This window comes from Streptomyces sp. NPDC127038, from assembly GCF_042725875.1.
Taxonomy (GTDB): Bacteria; Actinomycetota; Actinomycetes; order Streptomycetales; family Streptomycetaceae; genus Streptomyces.
This window is the reverse complement of the sequence record NZ_JBHXDQ010000060.1, coordinates 23222-40001: the sequence shown is the minus strand read 5'-3', so window position 1 is coordinate 40001 and position 16780 is coordinate 23222. Positions and strand designations below refer to the sequence as shown.

At 72.1% G+C, this 16780-nt stretch carries 11 protein-coding genes; 7 read left to right on the top strand and 4 right to left on the bottom strand.

The window, feature by feature from the left end; all coding sequences use genetic code 11:
- Positions 1-10 precede the first annotated feature (10 nt).
- Positions 11-1222, bottom strand: coding sequence for an RNA-guided endonuclease InsQ/TnpB family protein (locus tag ACFWI4_RS31830; RefSeq protein WP_387203326.1), 1212 nt, complete (start codon positions 1220-1222; stop codon positions 11-13).
- 155 nt (positions 1223-1377) lie between these two features.
- Here ACFWI4_RS31830 and ACFWI4_RS31825 point away from each other — a divergent pair, with 155 nt between their 5' ends.
- The 7 genes from ACFWI4_RS31825 to ACFWI4_RS31795 all read left to right on the top strand — a co-directional run bounded on the left by ACFWI4_RS31825 (position 1378) and on the right by ACFWI4_RS31795 (position 12957).
- Complete coding sequence (locus tag ACFWI4_RS31825) at positions 1378-4524, top strand: type I polyketide synthase (RefSeq protein ID WP_387203323.1); 3147 nt, start codon at positions 1378-1380, stop codon at positions 4522-4524.
- 135 nt (positions 4525-4659) lie between these two features.
- A complete protein-coding gene (locus ACFWI4_RS31820) occupies positions 4660-8274 on the top strand; it encodes an AMP-binding protein (RefSeq protein ID WP_387203342.1) in 3615 nt (1204 codons plus the stop codon).
- Between the two features lie 93 nt (positions 8275-8367).
- Positions 8368-9726 carry a crotonyl-CoA carboxylase/reductase gene (gene ccrA / locus ACFWI4_RS31815; protein WP_387203320.1) on the top strand — a complete coding sequence of 453 codons (1359 nt, stop codon included), beginning with the start codon at positions 8368-8370 and terminating at the stop codon, positions 9724-9726.
- Between the two features lies 1 nt (position 9727).
- Complete coding sequence (locus tag ACFWI4_RS31810) at positions 9728-10717, top strand: 3-oxoacyl-ACP synthase III family protein (protein WP_387203317.1); 990 nt, start codon at positions 9728-9730, stop codon at positions 10715-10717.
- The gene (locus ACFWI4_RS31805) at positions 10714-11598 is read left to right on the top strand and encodes a 3-hydroxybutyryl-CoA dehydrogenase (RefSeq protein WP_387203314.1); all 885 of its coding nucleotides are present in this window, start codon (positions 10714-10716) and stop codon (positions 11596-11598) included. Before ACFWI4_RS31810 ends, ACFWI4_RS31805 begins: the two co-directional genes overlap by 4 nt.
- Before the next feature lie 73 nt (positions 11599-11671).
- Positions 11672-11875, top strand: coding sequence for a hypothetical protein (locus tag ACFWI4_RS31800; RefSeq protein WP_339134638.1), 204 nt, complete (start codon positions 11672-11674; stop codon positions 11873-11875).
- Positions 11876-12027: 152 nt separating this feature from the next.
- Positions 12028-12957: a hypothetical protein gene (locus tag ACFWI4_RS31795; protein WP_387203311.1), complete on the top strand. Its 930-nt coding sequence runs from the start codon at positions 12028-12030 to the stop codon at positions 12955-12957.
- Between the two features lie 237 nt (positions 12958-13194).
- Here ACFWI4_RS31795 and ACFWI4_RS31790 read toward each other — a convergent pair whose 3' ends face one another.
- The 3 genes from ACFWI4_RS31790 to ACFWI4_RS31780 form a co-directional block, all read right to left on the bottom strand.
- Entirely contained in the window at positions 13195-14085 is an 891-nt protein-coding gene (locus ACFWI4_RS31790; RefSeq protein WP_387203308.1) for a hypothetical protein, read from the bottom strand.
- A 209-nt stretch (positions 14086-14294) separates the two neighbouring features.
- Complete coding sequence (locus ACFWI4_RS31785; protein WP_387203305.1) at positions 14295-15050, bottom strand: thioesterase II family protein; 756 nt, start codon at positions 15048-15050, stop codon at positions 14295-14297.
- 87 nt (positions 15051-15137) lie between these two features.
- Positions 15138-16655: an FAD-dependent monooxygenase gene (locus tag ACFWI4_RS31780; protein WP_387203302.1), complete on the bottom strand. Its 1518-nt coding sequence runs from the start codon at positions 16653-16655 to the stop codon at positions 15138-15140.
- Positions 16656-16780 lie beyond the last annotated feature (125 nt).

Genomic DNA, 16780 nt, shown 5'->3' with positions numbered 1-16780 from the left:
TGTCCTCCACCTACGAGCGGGGGATTCCAGCGGTCGCCCGCTGGGTTTCCTGCTTCACCGACGACCGCCCCGTCCGGGAGGATTCCCGTTGAGGTCTTACACCGTCTCCACAGGCAGACGCCGCCAGCCCGGCGGCCAAGATGTTGCGTGCCGCGTTCACGTCGCGGTCGTGCACGGACCCACAGGTGGCGCATGTCCACGTGCGGACGTTCAGCGACAGCTTTCCGCGGACCGTGCCGCAGCCACCGCACAGCCTGCTCGACGGGAACCAGCGGTCGATCACCACGAGTTCGCGTCCGTACCAGGCGCACTTGTACTCCAGCATGGAGCGGAGTTCCGTCCACGAAGCATCCGCAATGGCGCGCGCGAGACGGCCGTTCTTCAGCAGGTTGCGGACGGCGAGGTCCTCGATCACGACCGTTTGGTTCTCACGGACGAGACGAGTCGACAGCTTGTGCAGGAAGTCCCGGCGTCGGTCGGCGATCCGGGCGTGGACGCGGGCGACTCCTGCCCGGGCCTTGGCCCGATTGTTCGAGTCCTTGGCCTTCCGCGACAGCTCCCGCTGCGCACGTGCCAGCCGGGCGCGGTCACGGCGCTCGTGCCTGGGGTTGGCGATTTTCTCCCCAGTGGACAGGGTCACCAGGTCGGAGATCCCTGCGTCGATGCCGACAGCCGTCGTCGTGGCGGGTGCCGGGGCGATGGCGTCCTGGCACAGCAGGGAGACGAACCAGCGGCCCGCGCTGTCACGGGACACGGTCACCGTCGTCGGCTCCGCTCCTGGAGGCAGGGGACGCGACCAGTGGATGTCCAGAGGTCCGGCCGTCTTGGCCAGCGTCAGTGTCCCCTCGCGCCATGTGAAAGCGCTGCGGGTGTACGAGGCCGAAACCCGGGACCTCTTCCGCGACTTGTAGCGCGGGTATCCCGTCCGCTTAGCAAAGAAATTGTTGAACGCCGTCTGCAGATGTCTCAGGGCCTGCTGCAGCGGGACAGAGGACACCTCGGCCAGGAAGGCCAGCTCCTCGGTCCGCTTCCACCGCGTCAGAGCAGCAGAGGACTGTGCGAAGGAGATCCGGCGCTGCTCGCTGTTCCAGGCTCGGGTGCGCTCCTCCAACGCCCGGTTGTACACCAGGCGGACGCAACCGAACGTCCGCGACAACTCAGCCGCCTGCTCGGCCGTGGGGTAGAAGCGGTATTTGAAAGCCCGCCTGACCTGCTGGGTCACCCCTCACACGCTATCAACTCTCCTGCCTGTGAGGGGTTTCAGTCGACGGCTGGCCGTCGAAACGCCCTGGCTCCGATGTGCGCTTCCCTGTCCTGCTCCGCTGGAGCTTTGTCTTCCCGGCCGAGAGGCCGGAGTATCCCCGAAGGGACGATCTGATGACCAATTCCGCGGAACGCACGGCGGACGGCGCGGACCGGGTCCAGCGGGCGCTGCGCACACTCCTGGAGGAACGCGACCGCCTCCGGCAGGAGAACGACGCCCTCAAGACCGGCCGCGGCGAGCCGATCGCCGTCGTGGCCATGGCCTGCCGCTACCCGGGAGGCGTGACGACCCCCGAGGAACTGTGGGACGTGGTCCGCGAGGGCCGCGACGTCATCGCCGACTTCCCCGACGACCGCGGCTGGCGCGACGTCTACGACCCCGACCCCGACGCCACCGGCCACGCCTACACCCGCCAGGGCGGCTTCCTGGCCGACGTCGCCGGCTGGGACGCCGACTTCTTCGGCACCAGCCCCCGCGAGGCCCTCGCCGTCGACCCGCACCACCGCCTGCTCCTGGAGACCTCCTGGGAGGCCTTCGAACGCGCCGGGATCGTCCCCGCAGAGGTCCGCGGCTCCGAGGTCGGCGTCTTCTCCGGGGTCAGCTCCTCCGAGTACGGCTGGCGCTTCCTGGAAGGCGGCCAGAAGGAGCTGGAGGGCTACCTGCTCTACGGCAGCGCCCTGAGCGTCGCCTCCGGCCGCGTCGCCTACGAACTGGGCCTGACCGGACCCGCCGTGTCGGTGGACACCGCCTGCTCCTCGTCCCTGGTCGCCCTCCACCTGGCGGTGCAGTCCCTGCGCTCGGGGGAGTGCTCCCTGGCCCTGGCCGGCGGGGCACTGGTGATGGCCACGCCCGCGATGTTCGTGGAGTTCTCCCGGCAGGCCGCCCTCTCGCCCGACGGCCGCTGCAAGGCCTTCGCCGACGGCGCCGACGGCACCGGCTGGGCCGAGGGCGTGGGCGTGCTCCTCCTGGAGCGCCTCTCCGACGCCCGGCGCAACAACCACCCGGTGCTCGCCGTCGTCCGCGGCACCGCGGTCAACCAGGACGGAGCCAGCAACGGGCTCACCGCCCCCAACGGCCGCGCCCAGGAGAAGGTGATCCGCAAGGCCCTGGCCGGCGCGGGCGTCACCCCCGCCGAGGTCGACCTGGTCGAGGCCCACGGCACCGGCACCGTCCTCGGCGATCCCATCGAGGCCGGCGCACTGCTGGCCACCTACGGCCAGGACCGCAACGCGGACCGGCCGCTGTGGCTGGGCTCCCTGAAGTCGAACCTCGGACACGCCCAGGCCGCCGCCGGCGTCGGCGGGGTCATCAAGACCGTGATGGCCATGCGCCACGGCCACCTGCCCAAGACCCTGCACGTGAAGGAGCCCTCGCACCACGTCGACTGGACCGCGGGCGCGGTCCGGGTCCTGGCCGAGGGCCGCCCCTGGCCCCGTACCGGCGGCCCCCGGCGGGCCGGGGTGTCCTCGTTCGGCGTCAGCGGCACCAACGCACACGTCGTCCTGGAAGAAGCCCCGCAGGACGGGACACAGGAACCGGCGGGCCGGCGGGCGGACGAGGACGCCCCGGACGCGGGTGTCGTCGGCGGCCTGGTGCCGTGGACGGTGTCGGGCAGGACCGCCAAGGCCCTGCGCCAACAGGCCGCCAAACTCCGCGACTTCGCCGCCGCCGACACCGGCCTCGACCTCGCCGCGACCGGCTGGTCACTGCTGGCGCACCGCTCCCGCTTCGAGCACCGCGCGGTGGTCCTCGGCCGCACCAAGGACGAACTCCTGGGCGCGCTCACGGCGTTGAGCGAGGGCATCGAGTCCTCCGCGGTGGTCGACGCCACCGCCGGTGAACTCGGCGGCGTCGCCCTCATGTTCCCCGGACAGGGCTCCCAGTGGGTCGGCATGGGCCGCGAACTCTATGCGGCCTTCCCCGCCTTCGCGCGGAGCATCGACGCGTGCGCGGACGCCCTGGCCGAATGGACCGACTGGTCCCTGCTCGACGTGATCCGCGGAGCCGACGGCGCACCGACCCTGGACCGGGTCGACGTGGTCCAGCCGGCCCTCTTCTCCGTGATGGTGTCCATGGCCGCCCTGTGGCGGTCCTGGGGCGTGAAACCGTCCGCGGTGATCGGCCACAGCCAGGGCGAGATCGCCGCCGCCCACGTGTGCGGCGCCCTGTCCCTGCGCGACGCCACCAAGATCGTGGCACTGCGCAGCAAGGCCCTGGTGGAGCTGATCGGACACGGCGGGATGGCGTTCGTCGCCGAGTCCGAAGCGGTGGTGCAGCGCCACCTGGAGCCGTGGAGCGAACGGATCAGCGTCGCCGTCGTCAACGGACCCCGCTCGGTGGTCGTGTCCGGGGAACCCGACGCGCTCGACGAATTCATCGAGAAGATGAAGGCCGACGGCGCCCAGGCCCAGCGCATCAAAGTCGACTACGCCTCGCATTCCCATCAAGTGACCCGCGTACGGGACACGGTGATCGACGCGCTGTCCGACGTGGAACCGAAATCCTCGGAACTTCCTTTCTATTCGACCCTGTACGGCGAAATCATCGACACCGCGCGGCTGGACGCCGACTATTGGTACGAGAACCTGCGCGAGAAGGTCCGCTTCGAATCCTCGGTGCGGCAGCTGGCCGCGGACGGGTTCCGGGTGTTCGTCGAGATGAGCCCGCACCCCGTGCTGACCGTCCCCGTGCAGGAGATGACCGAGGACCTGGACGACGCGCTGGTGCTGTCCTCGTCGCGGCGCGGCCGGGGCGAGGTCGAGGCCGTCCTCTCCTCGCTGGCCGCACTCCACGTCCGGGGCGGGAGCGTCGACTGGGACGCCCTGTTCACCACACGCCGGCGCGTCGACCTGCCGACCTACGCCTTCCAGCGGCAGCGGTACTGGCTCAGCTCGGCGCCCACCGCGGCCGTGGCGGCCGACACCTCCGTCCAGGAACCGCCGCCGCCGGCCGACGACCAGGCCGTTCCGCTGCCGCAGCGGATCGTGGCCCTGGTCCCCGACGACGCCCAGGCCCTCGTCCTGGACCACGTCCTGGAACGGGTCGCCGTCGTGCTGGGGCACCCCTCCGGCCAGTCCATCGACCCCGACGGCGAGTTCACGAAGATCGGCTTCGACTCGATGCTGTCGGCCGACCTCAGCAAACGCCTGACCGCCTCGACCGGCCTGAAGCTGCGCCCGAACGTGGTGCTGCGCCACCCCTCACCGCGGCTCATCGCCCGGCACATCGTGTCCTCCCTGGCCAAGCCCGCGACACGCTGAACCGCCGGGCGACCCGGCCGGCCGCTCCCTTTCCGAAAATGTCCCGCCGGCGGGACACCGCAAGCCGGAAAGCGGCTTGTCCCGCCCCCGTACCGACTTGTCTTGACCTGCCGATTCACCTTCCGTGAAGGTGAGGTGATCCGCCGATTCCTCCGATTCCCGGACCTGTTCCCGGACCTGTTCTCCAAGGGGTTGATCCGTGTGCGTGCATTCGCTGCTTCGTCCGCGCATAAAGGACTGTGGCTGGCGGAGGAAATGTCTGCCGACACGCTGAACCATGCACTGACCATGTGGGACGTGGACGGTGAACTCGACGCGGCCGTCATGGAATCCGCGTTCCTGCACGTGCTGGCCGAGGCCGAGGTCCTGCGCGTCACCTTCGCCGACACCGGCGACGGGCTGCGCCTGACCCCGCGCGAACTGGGGGACTGGCGGCCCTTCCACCTCGACCTGTCCGCCGCCGCCGACCCCGAGCAGGCGGCGCGCGAGGCGCTGGCCGACCTGATCCGCAAGCCCTTCGACCTCGGGGCCGACCTGCTGTTCCGGATGGGCGTGATCACCCTCGCACCGGACCGCTCCCTGGTGGTGATCGCCTACCACCACCTCGTCTCGGACGGCTTCGGCACCGGCGGCCTGCTCTCCCAGCGGCTCGCCGAGGTCTACACCGCGCTGGTACGGGGCCAGGAGGTCCCCGCGCCGCCGCACCCGTGGGACGCCGAGTCGTTCACCGCTGAGGCCGCCGACTACCTCGCCTCCCCGCGGTTCACCGAGGACACCGGCTTCTGGCGCGACTACCTCGCCGACGCCCCCGCCCCCGCCCGGATCCCGCGCGTCGCCCTCGGCGACACCGAGCGCGCCGCACTCGCCGCACCGCTGAGCAGCGCCGACCGCTGGGGCGAACTGACCGAACCCATCGGCATGGTCAGCCGCACCCTGACCGTCCCGCGCGCCGAGGCCGACACCTGGACCGAGGCGGCCAAGGCCATGGGCGTGTGGACGTCCACGATGCTGACCGCCGCCGCGGCCGTGTACGTCCGCCACCGCTGCGACCGCCCCGAGTTCCTGCTCTCCCTCGCCGTCGGCAACCGGTCCGGCGTCGCGAGCAGGACACCCGGCCTCGCGGTGAACGTCGTCCCCGTGCGGGTGAAGGTCCCGCTGGACGCCACCTTCACCGACCTGGCCGACGCGATCGTCGACGAGACGTACGAGATCTCCGGCCACACCGCCTGCCACTACTCCGACATCCAGCGCGCGAGCGGAGCCGCCCTGAGCGACCGCGGCAGCTTCGGCGCCGTGATGAACGTCGTCGAGTTCGTCGAGCAGCTCCGCTTCGGCGACCTGCCGGCGCGCTACCTCGGCGGCACCACCGGCTCCTTCGGCGAACTGTCGATCGGCGTCTACACCGACGGCAGCGCCGACAGCGACCTGTTCATCCGCCTCGACGCCCCCGCAAGCCTCTACGACCGTGCCGAACTCCGCTTCATCGGCGAGGAGTTGACCGCCCACATCCGGGCCGTGGTGGCCGACGGCGAACTGCCGGCCGGCGCCGCGGACACGCTCACCGGCGCCGGGCGGGAGCGGGTGCTGACGGCACCGAACGGCACCGACACCCCGCTCACCTCCCTGACGGTTCCTCAACTCTTCGCCCGGCAGGTGCAGTCGACGCCCGACGCCGTCGCGCTCCAGTCCGGCGGCCTCACCCTGACCTACCGGGACCTGGACGAGCGCTCCGGCCGCCTGGCCGAGGTCCTGCGCGGCCGGGGCGTCGGCCCCGACACGGTCGTGGCGGTGGCACTGGAGCGGTCACCGGACCTGGCCGTCGCCCTGCTGGCCACGGCGAAGGCGGGCGGGGCCCACCTGCCCCTCGACCCGGCGCTGCCCGCGGCACAGGTCGAACGCGCGGCCGGCGACGCCGCCGCGCACGTGCTGCTCACCGACGCGGCGACCGCCCGGACGCTCTCCACGGGCCTCCGCACCCCGGCCCTCGTCCTCACCGACCACACCGCGACCACCGGCGACGACACCACTGAAACGGCCCCGACAGGCGCCGACGGCACCGCGACCGGGGCCGTAACCGGTGCTGGCGCGACTGCCGCAGCCGGCACTGCGACCGGGGCCGTAACGGGGGCTGGCGCGACCGCCATAGACGGCACCGCGACCGCGGCCGTAACCGGTGCTGGCGCGACCGCCGCAGACGGCACCGCGACCGCGGCCGTAACCGGGGCTGGCGCGACCGCCGCCGACAGCACCGAGTCCGCCGCGAGCACCGACGGCACCGCCTCCGCTGAGGTCCCCGCGACCCGCGCCTCCGCCGAGGCCGCCGCGACCCCCGCCCCCGCGGCCCCCGGCGACCTCACCCCGGGCGCCCCGCACACGTATCCGCACCCGGACAACCTCCTGGCCCTGGCGCCCGCCTCACCGGCGGCCGGTGCCGTGGCCGCGGTCGGCGTCACGCACCGCGACCTGGCCCGGCTCGCCCTGGACCGCACCTGGCGCGACGCCGCCCGCGGCGCCGTGCTGTGGCACACCCCGGCCGCCTCCGACACACTCGCCCTCGAACTGTGGGCGCCCCTGCTCAACGGCGGCCGTGTGGTCGTCGCCCCGCCCGGCGAACTCGACGCCGACGCACTGACCCGGGCCCGTACCGCACACGACCTCACCGCCGTGTGGCTGCCCGCCGCCCTGTTCACCGCGATCGCCGCCCGGCGCCCCGCCGCCCTGGCCGGACTGCGCCAGGTCCTCACCGGCGGCGACCGCGTGCCCGCGGTCGCGCTGCGCCGCGTCCGCGAGGCCTGCCCCGAGCTGACGGTCGTGACCGGCCACGGACCCGCGGAGGCCGGCCTGTTCGCCGTGGCCGGCCACCTGGCCGCGCACGCGCCGCAGCACCGCGCGGGCACCCTCGGCCGCCCGGCGGACAACACCCGCCTCTACGTCCTGGGCCCGGGCCTGGCCCCCGTCCCCGCCAGCGTCACCGGCGAGCTGTACGTGGCCGGGCCCGGCCTGGCACGCGGATACCTGCGGCGGCCCGCACCGACGGCCGAACGCTTCGTGCCCTGTCCCTTCGGCCCGCCCGGCACCCGCATGTACCGCACCGGCGACCGGGTGCGCTGGGGCGCCGACGGGTGGATCGAGCACGTGGCCGACGCCGGCACCCAGGCCGACGTACGCGGTGCCGCCGTCGATCCGGCCGAGGTCGAGGAGGTGCTGTGCGAGCATCCCGCCCTCGCCGGCGCGGTCGTCGCCGTCAGGCCCGACGACACCGGGCAGCAGCGCCCGGTGGCCTACGTCGTCCCCGTGGAGGGCCGGGCGGTCCCGGTCGACGAACTGCGCCGGTTCGCCGCGGGACGGCTCCCGGAGTCCGTGGTCCCGGCCCTGTTCACGGTCCTGGAGCGGCTGCCGGTGACGGCGGCCGGCCGGGTCGACCGGGCGGCCCTGCCCGAGCCCGTCACCGAGCCGGACACCTACCGCGCCCCGCGCAACGACACCGAACGGATCCTCGCCCAGGCGTTCGCCGAGGTCCTCGAAGTGGACCGGGTCGGCATCGACGAGGACTTCTTCGACCTCGGCGGCAACTCGCTGCGCGCGATCCGCCTGGTCGGCCTGATCCGGGCGGAGCTGAAGCAGGAGGTGTCCATCCGCCGTCTGTTCGCCGCGCGGACCGTCATCGGCCTGTCGGACATGTGGAAGGACCTCGGCCGGTCCAGCAGGCCGAGCCTGCGCAGGCGCACGAAGGAGGGCGCGGTCCTCTGACGCCGGGGTTTCCGGTGCGGGGGTTTCCGGCGCCGGGCTCGGCCCGGCCCGCTCAGCACGGTTCGGCACGGCGGAAGGCGAAGGAAAAGAATCATGGACTCTCTGACACAGGCCCTGCTGGCCGGGGCCGGCCCGGAGGAACTCGGGCGGCACGAACTCCCCTCGACCTACGAGGCGGCGCACCTGCTCGCCGCGGACCTCGGCATGTTCGACGGCGTGGCGGACAAGGACGTCCGCAAGTCGCTGCACGTCGGCCAGGTCCCCATGCCGGATATCGCGCCGGACGAGGTGGTCGTCGCCGTCATGGCGAGCTCCATCAACTACAACACCGTCTGGTCGGCGACCTTCGAACCGGTCCCCACCTTCGAGTTCCTCAAGCGCGGTGCCCGCCAGGGCGGTTGGGCCGCCCGCCACGACCTGCCCCACCACCAGGTCGGCTCGGACGCCTCCGGTGTCGTCGTCCGCGCCGGCGCCGGCGTACGGCACTGGAAGCCGGGCGACCACGTCGTCGTCAGCTGCGTCCAGGTCGACGAACAGGAACCGGCGACCCACGCCGACGCCATGCTCGGCCAGGGGCAGAAGATCTGGGGCTACGAGACCAACTTCGGCTCCCTCGCCCACTACGCGGTGGTCCGCGCCAGCCAACTCCTGCCCAAACCCGCCCACTTGACCTGGGAGGAGTCGGCCGGGGTGCTGCTGACCGCGGCGACCTCCTACCGGATGCTCGTCGGCGACAACGGCGCACGGATCAAACAGGGCGACATCGTCCTGATCTGGGGAGCCACCGGCGGCCTCGGCGCGTTCGCGGTCCAGATGGTCAAGAACGCCGGCGGGATCCCCATCGGCGTCGTCGGCTCCGAGCGCAAGGCCGAGGCACTGCGCCGCCTGGGCTGCGACGTGATCATCAACCGCAACGACATCGGCATGGGCGGCGACGACGCGCCCACCTCCGAACGCACCATCGAACTCGGCAAACGCCTGGGACGGGAGATCCGCCGGCAGGTCGGCGAGGACCCCCACGTCGTCTTCGACTACGTCGGCCGGGCCACCTTCGGGATCTCGGTGTTCGTCGTCCGCAAGGGCGGCACCGTCGTCACCTGCGGCTCCAGCACCGGCTACGACCACCACTTCGACAACCGCTACCTGTGGATGAACCTCAAACGGGTCATCGGCAGCCACGCCGCCAACCTCCAGGAACAGGCCGAGTGCAACCGGCTGTTCCGGCTCGGCCACCTCTCGCCCGTCCTGTCCGAGGTCTTCCCCCTCGAGGACGTCGGCGAGGCCGCACGACGGGTCCAGAACAACCAGCACATCGGAAAGGTCGGCGTGCTCTGCCTCGCCCCCGAGGAAGGCCTCGGCGTCACCGACCCCGCCCTGCGCGAGAAGCTCGGCGCCGCCCGCCTCAACCCACTGCGCCACCACGGCGCACCCGCCCCGGCGAAGGTGTCCTGACATGGGGATCGGCATACTCTCCACCGGCTCCTACCTGCCCAAGCACGAGGTCGGCAACGAGGAGATCGCCGAACGCGTCGGCGTCAGCGCGGAATGGATCGAACGCAAGACGCAGATCAGGTCCCGGCGCTACGCCGCCGACCACGAGGCCACCTCCGACCTCGCCGTCAAGGCCGCCGAACGCGCCCTGGAACAGGCCGGACTGACAGCCGATCAGATCGACCACATCATCGTCTCGACGTCCACCGGCGACTTCCCGCAGCCCCCCACCTCCTACCTCGTCCAGCACGGCCTCGGCGCCTACAAGGCGGCCTGCCTCGACATCAACGTCGTCTGCAGCGGCTTCGTCTACGCCCTGGCGCTGGCCCACAGCCTGGTGACCGTGAACCCCGCCGCCCGCGTCCTGGTGATCGGCGCGGACGTCTACTCGCGGATCCTGGACTTCACCGACCACAGGACCGCGATCCTGTTCGCCGACGGCGCCGGCGCCGCAGTCGTCGGCGCGGTCCCCGAACCGTACGGGATCATCGCCACCGACCTGTCCAGCCGCGGCGACGCCCACCACCTGATCCGCGTCGAGGCCGGCGGCAGCCGCAGGCCCGCCTCCGCGGCCACCGTCGCCGAGGGCGGCCACTACTTCAAGATGGACGGCCGCGGCGTACGGGACTTCGTCGCCGAGCACGTCCCGCCCGCACTCCTGGCCCTCACCCGCAGGGCCGGCGTCGACATCGGCGCGGTCGACCACTTCGTACCGCACCAGGCCAACGGCGTGATGCTCGGCGAGGTCGTCGAGCGCACCGGCCTGGGCGCCGCCCACACCCACCGCACGCTCATCAGATACGGCAACGTCGGCAGCGCCTCCGTACCGGTCGCCCTCGACGAGGCCAACCGCACCGGCGCGCTCCGGCAGGGCGACCTGGTCCTGCTCGCCGGATTCGGCGGCGGCATGTCGATCGGAGCGACACTTCTGAACTGGGGGACCCCCGCATGACCACGTCCGCACACAACGCCACGACCGGCATCGAACGGGTCGGCGTCGCCGGCAGCGGCATCATGGGCACCGGCATCGCCGAACTGTGCGCCAAGCGCGGTCTCGACGTGAAGGTCGCGGTGTTCTCCGAGGCCTCCCTGACCACCGCGCCGCGGCGGCTCGCCGCCTCCCTGGAGCGGGGCGTGGCCAAGGGCCGGCTGACCGAGCGGGAACGCGACGCGGCCCTGGACCGGGTGTCCTTCACCCGCGACCTCGCCGACCTCGCGGACCGCCAGCTGGTCGTCGAGGCCGTCAAGGAGGACGAGCAGCTCAAACGGGACCTGTTCGCCACCCTCGACAAGACCGTCGAGGACCCGGACGCGATCCTGGCCACCAACACCTCCTCCCTGCCCGTCGCACGCCTCGCCTCCGCCACCCGGCGCCCCGGCCAGGTCCTCGGCATCCACTTCTTCAACCCCGTGCCCGCCCTGCCCCTCGTCGAGCTCGTCCCCTCCGTCCTGACGGACGCCGCGGTCACCGAACGGGCCCTGCTCTTCGTCCGCGACACCCTGGGCAAGCAGCCGATCACCTCCCCCGACCGGGCCGGCTTCCTCGTCAACGCCCTGCTCTTCCCCTACCTGCTGTCCGCGATCCGCATGGTCGAGTCGGGCCTCGCGACGGCCGAGACCGTCGACCAGGGCATGGAACAGGGCTGCGCCCACCCGATGGGCCCCCTGCGCCTGGCCGACCTCATCGGCCTGGACACCACCGTCTCCATCGCCCAGGCCATGTACGAGGAGTACAAGGAGCCCCTGTACGCACCCCCGTCCCTCCTGCTCCGCATGGTCGAGTCCGGCCTCCTGGGCAAGAAGACCGGCCGGGGCTTCCACACGTACGCCTGAACCCGTTCTCCAGCCTTCCGGGCGCTGCCGGACGCTAGGCTGCGCGGGGAGTTCTTCAGGGGGCGGGGGTGCCATGGCGAAGGTGACGATCAGCCTGGACAGCGATCTGGCGATCGAGGTCATGCTGCTGGCCGGTACCAGAAGTCCGCAGGACGCCGTCGAGCTGATCGTCCGGGACTATCTGGCACGCGGCCACCGCACCGAGGCCCGCACCGGCGAGACCACCGACCAGGACCGCCTCTCCGACCGCAGGTCGGCACCGGAAGAGGGCCGCTGAGCCCCCCGAAACGATTTCAGGCGGCCCGCTCACCCTCACGATCCTGGTCTCGACCGGTGCACCCGGCGGAGCGGCGAGGCCGGTAGGGTGTCGCTCTTCGGGCGGCTCGGCTCCCGGAGTCCCAGAAGCGACCACCCATGAACCTCCGCCCCATGACCGCACGTTCCGACACCTCGATCCACCAGATGTGGCGGCTTCCCCCTGCCGATGCCGTACGAGGACACCGAGCCCTGTGGTGGAGCGCCGGACCCGCCGGGGAGCTCGCGGTCCTGCTCGTCCACCGGCGACACCTCCAACACACCCGCCACGCCAAGGGGTGGATCGGATGGAGGCTCCAAGTCCCTTTCACCGGTGAGCTGGTCACCGTCAGGGGCCACGATGAGCAGCGCATCGTGGTGAAGGACATCCGGATGCAGCCGAGTCACCTGGCCCTGCTTCCGGACGCCCGGTTCCTGCTGGCGAGCGGTCGAACCTCCCCCAACGGGCCCGAAGGGCTCTGGGAACCCAACACCGTCCTGTTCTCCCCGTCCGGAGCACCCGAAGCCGAGTTCTGCATCGGTGACGACATCGCCGCCCTGGTCACCGACGCCCACGGAGGCATCTGGACCGCCTACGGCGACGAAGGCATCTACGGCAGCCATCCCGAGTCGGCGGCAGGCCTCGCCGGCTGGAGCAGCCAGGGCCAAGCGACCTGGGCGCCCGGCGGACGGCTGCCCGACCACCCCCTGCAAGGCTGCACCGCCGCGACCGGCAACGGCGAGGTCTGGCTGGTCTGGTACCCCGCCGGCCGCACCTACCTGACCCGGATCGACCCCTCCACCGGCGACGTCGTCAGTTACCCCAGCCCCGTCCCCAGACCGGACGGATTCGCGGTCCGCGGCAACCGGGCGGTACTGACCCGCCGAAACCACAACAAGCGCTCCGTCGAGCTCGTACGTGCCGAACTCGACGGCACTATCTGGGCTGTGACCAGCCGCCGCCGGCTCCGCGTGCCCGGCCGCGTCGTCATGCACTGCGGCCAAGGCCGCGACGGGTCCCTCTGGCTCCGCACGGGCAACACCTGGCTGCGCATCGAAGCATGAACACCCCCACCGAAAGCACACGGTCGCGTCGCTCAGTCCATAGGTGGCCGCGGTGACTGTCGCCGCGGAGGTGACGGAGACCGAGGATGTTCGTGCATATCCGGCGCGAGAGCCGGTCCGCGGGCCGGCGAAATACGACTGAAGTTGCTTCAGCGGCCAATCCCCATGTCGCATCAGGATAATCAAGGCCACCGTGACAGCGTTTTTGCCGTGCGGGTGACTCCTGAGAGCGCCCGGTCAGACGGAGAACAGGTCGTCGAAACTGGCGATGTCGGTGTCCAGATCGGTCTGCGCAGGTCGACCTGACGCGGCCTCCTGGAGGGCCATGAGCTGATCGAGGGAGTAGGTGACGCTGCCGACGACCTGGAGCTGCCGTACCTGCGGCTCGTCCTCGGCAGGCAACTTGTCCAGCCGCGGTGCCGGGACGGTGAGCGGCTCGTCGTCCAGCGGGGCCGGCAGTCCGAGGAGCTTCTCCACCCAATCGGCATCGCCGACCGCCCCGGGATCCAGGTCCCAGGCGTAGGCCCACAGCGACTGGGCCAGCTCCTCCAGATCGTGCATGTTGAGGCCGTGCAGTGCTTCGCCGATGACGCGGGTCGCATCGTCGAGGATGGCCAGGACGGTGGGGTGCAGGACGTACTTCCCCAGCTTGACCGCGGCCTCCAGCGTTTCGTCGCCGCGTGCCAGGTCGGTGACGAGGGTGGCGGTCCAGCCCTCGGGAGAGGCGTGCGGGAGCATCAACCGTCCCAGGACGTCGAAGGCGTCGGCCGCCCGCCGCTCCCCGGGATGCGGTACATCGGCCCGGCCCGGCACGCCGAACGCGCCGAGGTCGGCTTCTGCCCAGCTGTGCGCTCGTACGTGCAGGGCGAGAGCGAGAGAGGTACAGACGAATCCCTCCTGCGCCGCCGCTCCCAGCGGTGGGCGGTCCGGCATATCGGGCAGCATCGCCTTCGTTCGCTCGGCCAGGGTGTTGAGGGCCTGCGTCCGCCGCATCGGGTCCGCAGGCTCCCGCCGCAGCTCCCGGGCCGCGTAACGAGCGGCCCTCAGCACCCCACGTGCCAGCCGGTCGAACTCCGCGGGCGATGAGGTGGACCATCGGCGCGGTCCCGGACGGTCGTCGGCGTTCACGCTGTTCCCCCTTCCCGGCCGGTCCGACGGTATGGGCGAGAAGGGCCGGTACGCCCAGGATGCACTGTCAGGGGCTGCGGTTCCAGACCCTCCTGATGAACGCGTCAGTGCCTGGGCCGCCGCCCCGGTCACCCGCGCGGACACCGCGAGGGGCCCGGGCCGGCCCCGGGCCCCTCCTCCTTCGTGCGCCGGCGTCCGCCGGGCGCCGGTCAGGACACGGTGGTGCTGGTGAGCAGGTCCTCGGTGACGGCGGCGGCGACCCGGTCGAGCTGGTCGAAGAGGTAGAAGTGGCCGCCGGGGAACACCTTCACCGTGAAGTCGCCGGTGGTGTGCTCCCGCCAGGTGTGGGCGTCCTCGACCGTCGCGATCGGGTCGCTGTCCCCGATCAGGGCGGTCACCGGGACCGTCAGCGGCACGCCCGCCACGGCGCGGTAGGTGCCCAGGATGCGGTAGTCGGCCCGCAGCGCCGGCAGCACCAGCTCCAGGATGTCGGGGTCGTCGAGCATCGACTGGTCGGTGCCGCCCAGGCGCCGCACCTCGGCCAGCATGTCGGCGTCGTCGTACAGGTCGTAGGCGCTGTCGCGCAGGTCCGGGCCGCCCCGGCCGGAGAAGAACACCCGCTGCGGGGCGGGCAGTTGACGCCGGGCGAGCAGCCGGGCCGTCTCGAACGCCACCAGCGAGCCCATGCTGTGCCCGAACAGGGCGTACGGCCGCCCGTCCGCGGCCAGTTCACCGGCCAGCTCCTCGGTCACCGCCTCCGCGAGCGGGGCCAGATCGGTGAACGGCTCCTCGCGGTAACGGTCCTGGCGCCCCGGGTACTGCACGCACAGCACGTCGATGTCCGGGTGCAGCGCGCGCGCCAGGTCCTTGAACGCCGTCGCGGAGCCACCCGCGTGCGGGAAGCACACGAGCCGCGGCCCGTTTGCCGCGGTCGTGGTGAAGCGTCGCAACCACGTGCTGTTCACGGTGAGTCGTCCCTTCGTCGGGGTGGTCACGGCCGGTCCCGCCCGCTGACGGGGTCCGGCCGGTGGTCGTTTCGGGCAGGGGGCCGCTCAGCCCGCGAGGGCCGGGCCGAACCAGGTCTCCAGGGCGGCCTGAAGGCCGCCGGTGTCGGGCGCGGCGCCGTCCTCGGCCGCCCAGGCGACATGGCCGTCGGGGCGGATCAGCAGCGCGGCGGGCGCGGGGATCTCGCCGAGGGCCGGGACGATCCAGGTGTCGTCCTCGCTGCGCGCCTCGACGACGTCGACGCGGCCGGCCCAGCCCGCGGCGGCCGCCGCCGTCTGCGCGCCGCCGGTCAGGTCGAGCAGCACCGGCCGGGCGGAGTGCAGCAGTTCGTGGACCCGGGTGACGCCGTCGGGGCCCTTGAGGTCGGCGTCCGGGACCCGGCGCCCGGTCAGCGGGTGGTCGCCGTCCACGGGGTAGCGGATGTCCAGCGCCGTCAGCAGGTGCCGCAGGTACTGGTTGACCTCGTCGAACACCATCAGGGAGCCGAACACCTCGCGCAGCGCGTCCGTCTGCGGTCCCGGACGCACCAGGGCCGACTGCGCGCGGGTGTTGTGCAGCACCCGCTCCCCGACCGGGTGCCGCTCGGCGTGGTAGGTGTCCAGCAGGCTCTCCGGCGCCCGGCCGCCCACCACCGAGCCGAGTTTCCAGCCGAGGTTGACCGCGTCCTGCACGCCCATGTTCAGGCCCTGCCCGCCGGCCGGGAAGTGGATGTGCGCCGCGTCCCCGGCGAGCAGCACCCGCCCCTTGCGGTACCGGTCGGCCTGTCGTGCCGCGTCGTTGAACCGGGAGACCCACCGCGGGTTGCGCATGCCGAAGTCGGTGCCCGCGACCCGTACCAGGGACTCCTGCAGCCGCTCGAACGTCACGCTCTCCTCGCGGTCCGCGACCCGGTCGAACTCCGAGGTGATCACCCGGTGCCAGCCCGGCTCGAACGCGATCGCCGAGTAGTCGCCGGCGGGCGTGCGCCGCACCCAGACGTAGTCCTCGGGCAGGTCGGGGAGCTCGACGTCACCGATCAGCGCCGTCATCGTCGCCTCGGTGCCGGGGAAGCCGATGCCCGCCAGCCGGCGCACCGTGCTGCGTCCGCCGTCGCAGCCCACCAGATAGCGGGCGCGCAGCGTCGCGGACGCCTCCCGCGCCCCGGTGACCTCGACGCTCACCCCGGTCTCGTCCTGGTCGATCCCGTTCACCTCGCAGCCGCGGCGCACCCGCACGCCGAGTTCGGCGGCCCATTCCTCCAGGAGCCGCTCGATGGCGGACTGGAGGATCATCAGCGGGTAGGGGTGGCGTGACTCCGACTCGTCGAAGTCGAGGTAGAGGCCGGAGAAGTGGCCCACCGGCTGGAGCTGTCCCTCGTCCAGGAAGCGCTCCAGGACGCCGCGCTGGTCCAGCACCTCCAGGGTGCGCGAGTGGATCCCGCCGGCCCGTGACTCGCCCGAGCGCTCGGCGAGCCGCTCGACCACGATCACGTCGGCGCCCGCCAGCCGCAGTTCGCAGGCGAGCATCAGGCCCGTGGGCCCGGCGCCCGCGATCACCACATCCGTGTCCGTGCCGGTGTGTCCCACGTGTGCCCCCTCGTTTCCGCTGCGCCTGTCACGGCATTGGCCGCTCTCCACGCTCACGCACGCGGGGGAGCGGTTCAAGACAACTGGGCACCGGTGGGCGTCCGTTGGCGGTCGGGCTTGCCGTC

Coding starts and splice junctions, on each gene's coding strand:
- ACFWI4_RS31825 (WP_387203323.1), top strand. CDS start 1,378: ATGACCAATTCCGCGGAACGCACGGCGGACGGCGCGGACCGGGTCCAG.
- ccrA (WP_387203320.1), top strand. CDS start 8,368: ATGGACTCTCTGACACAGGCCCTGCTGGCCGGGGCCGGCCCGGAGGAA.
- ACFWI4_RS31810 (WP_387203317.1), top strand. CDS start 9,728: ATGGGGATCGGCATACTCTCCACCGGCTCCTACCTGCCCAAGCACGAG.
- ACFWI4_RS31805 (WP_387203314.1), top strand. CDS start 10,714: ATGACCACGTCCGCACACAACGCCACGACCGGCATCGAACGGGTCGGC.
- ACFWI4_RS31800 (WP_339134638.1), top strand. CDS start 11,672: ATGGCGAAGGTGACGATCAGCCTGGACAGCGATCTGGCGATCGAGGTC.
- ACFWI4_RS31795 (WP_387203311.1), top strand. CDS start 12,028: ATGACCGCACGTTCCGACACCTCGATCCACCAGATGTGGCGGCTTCCC.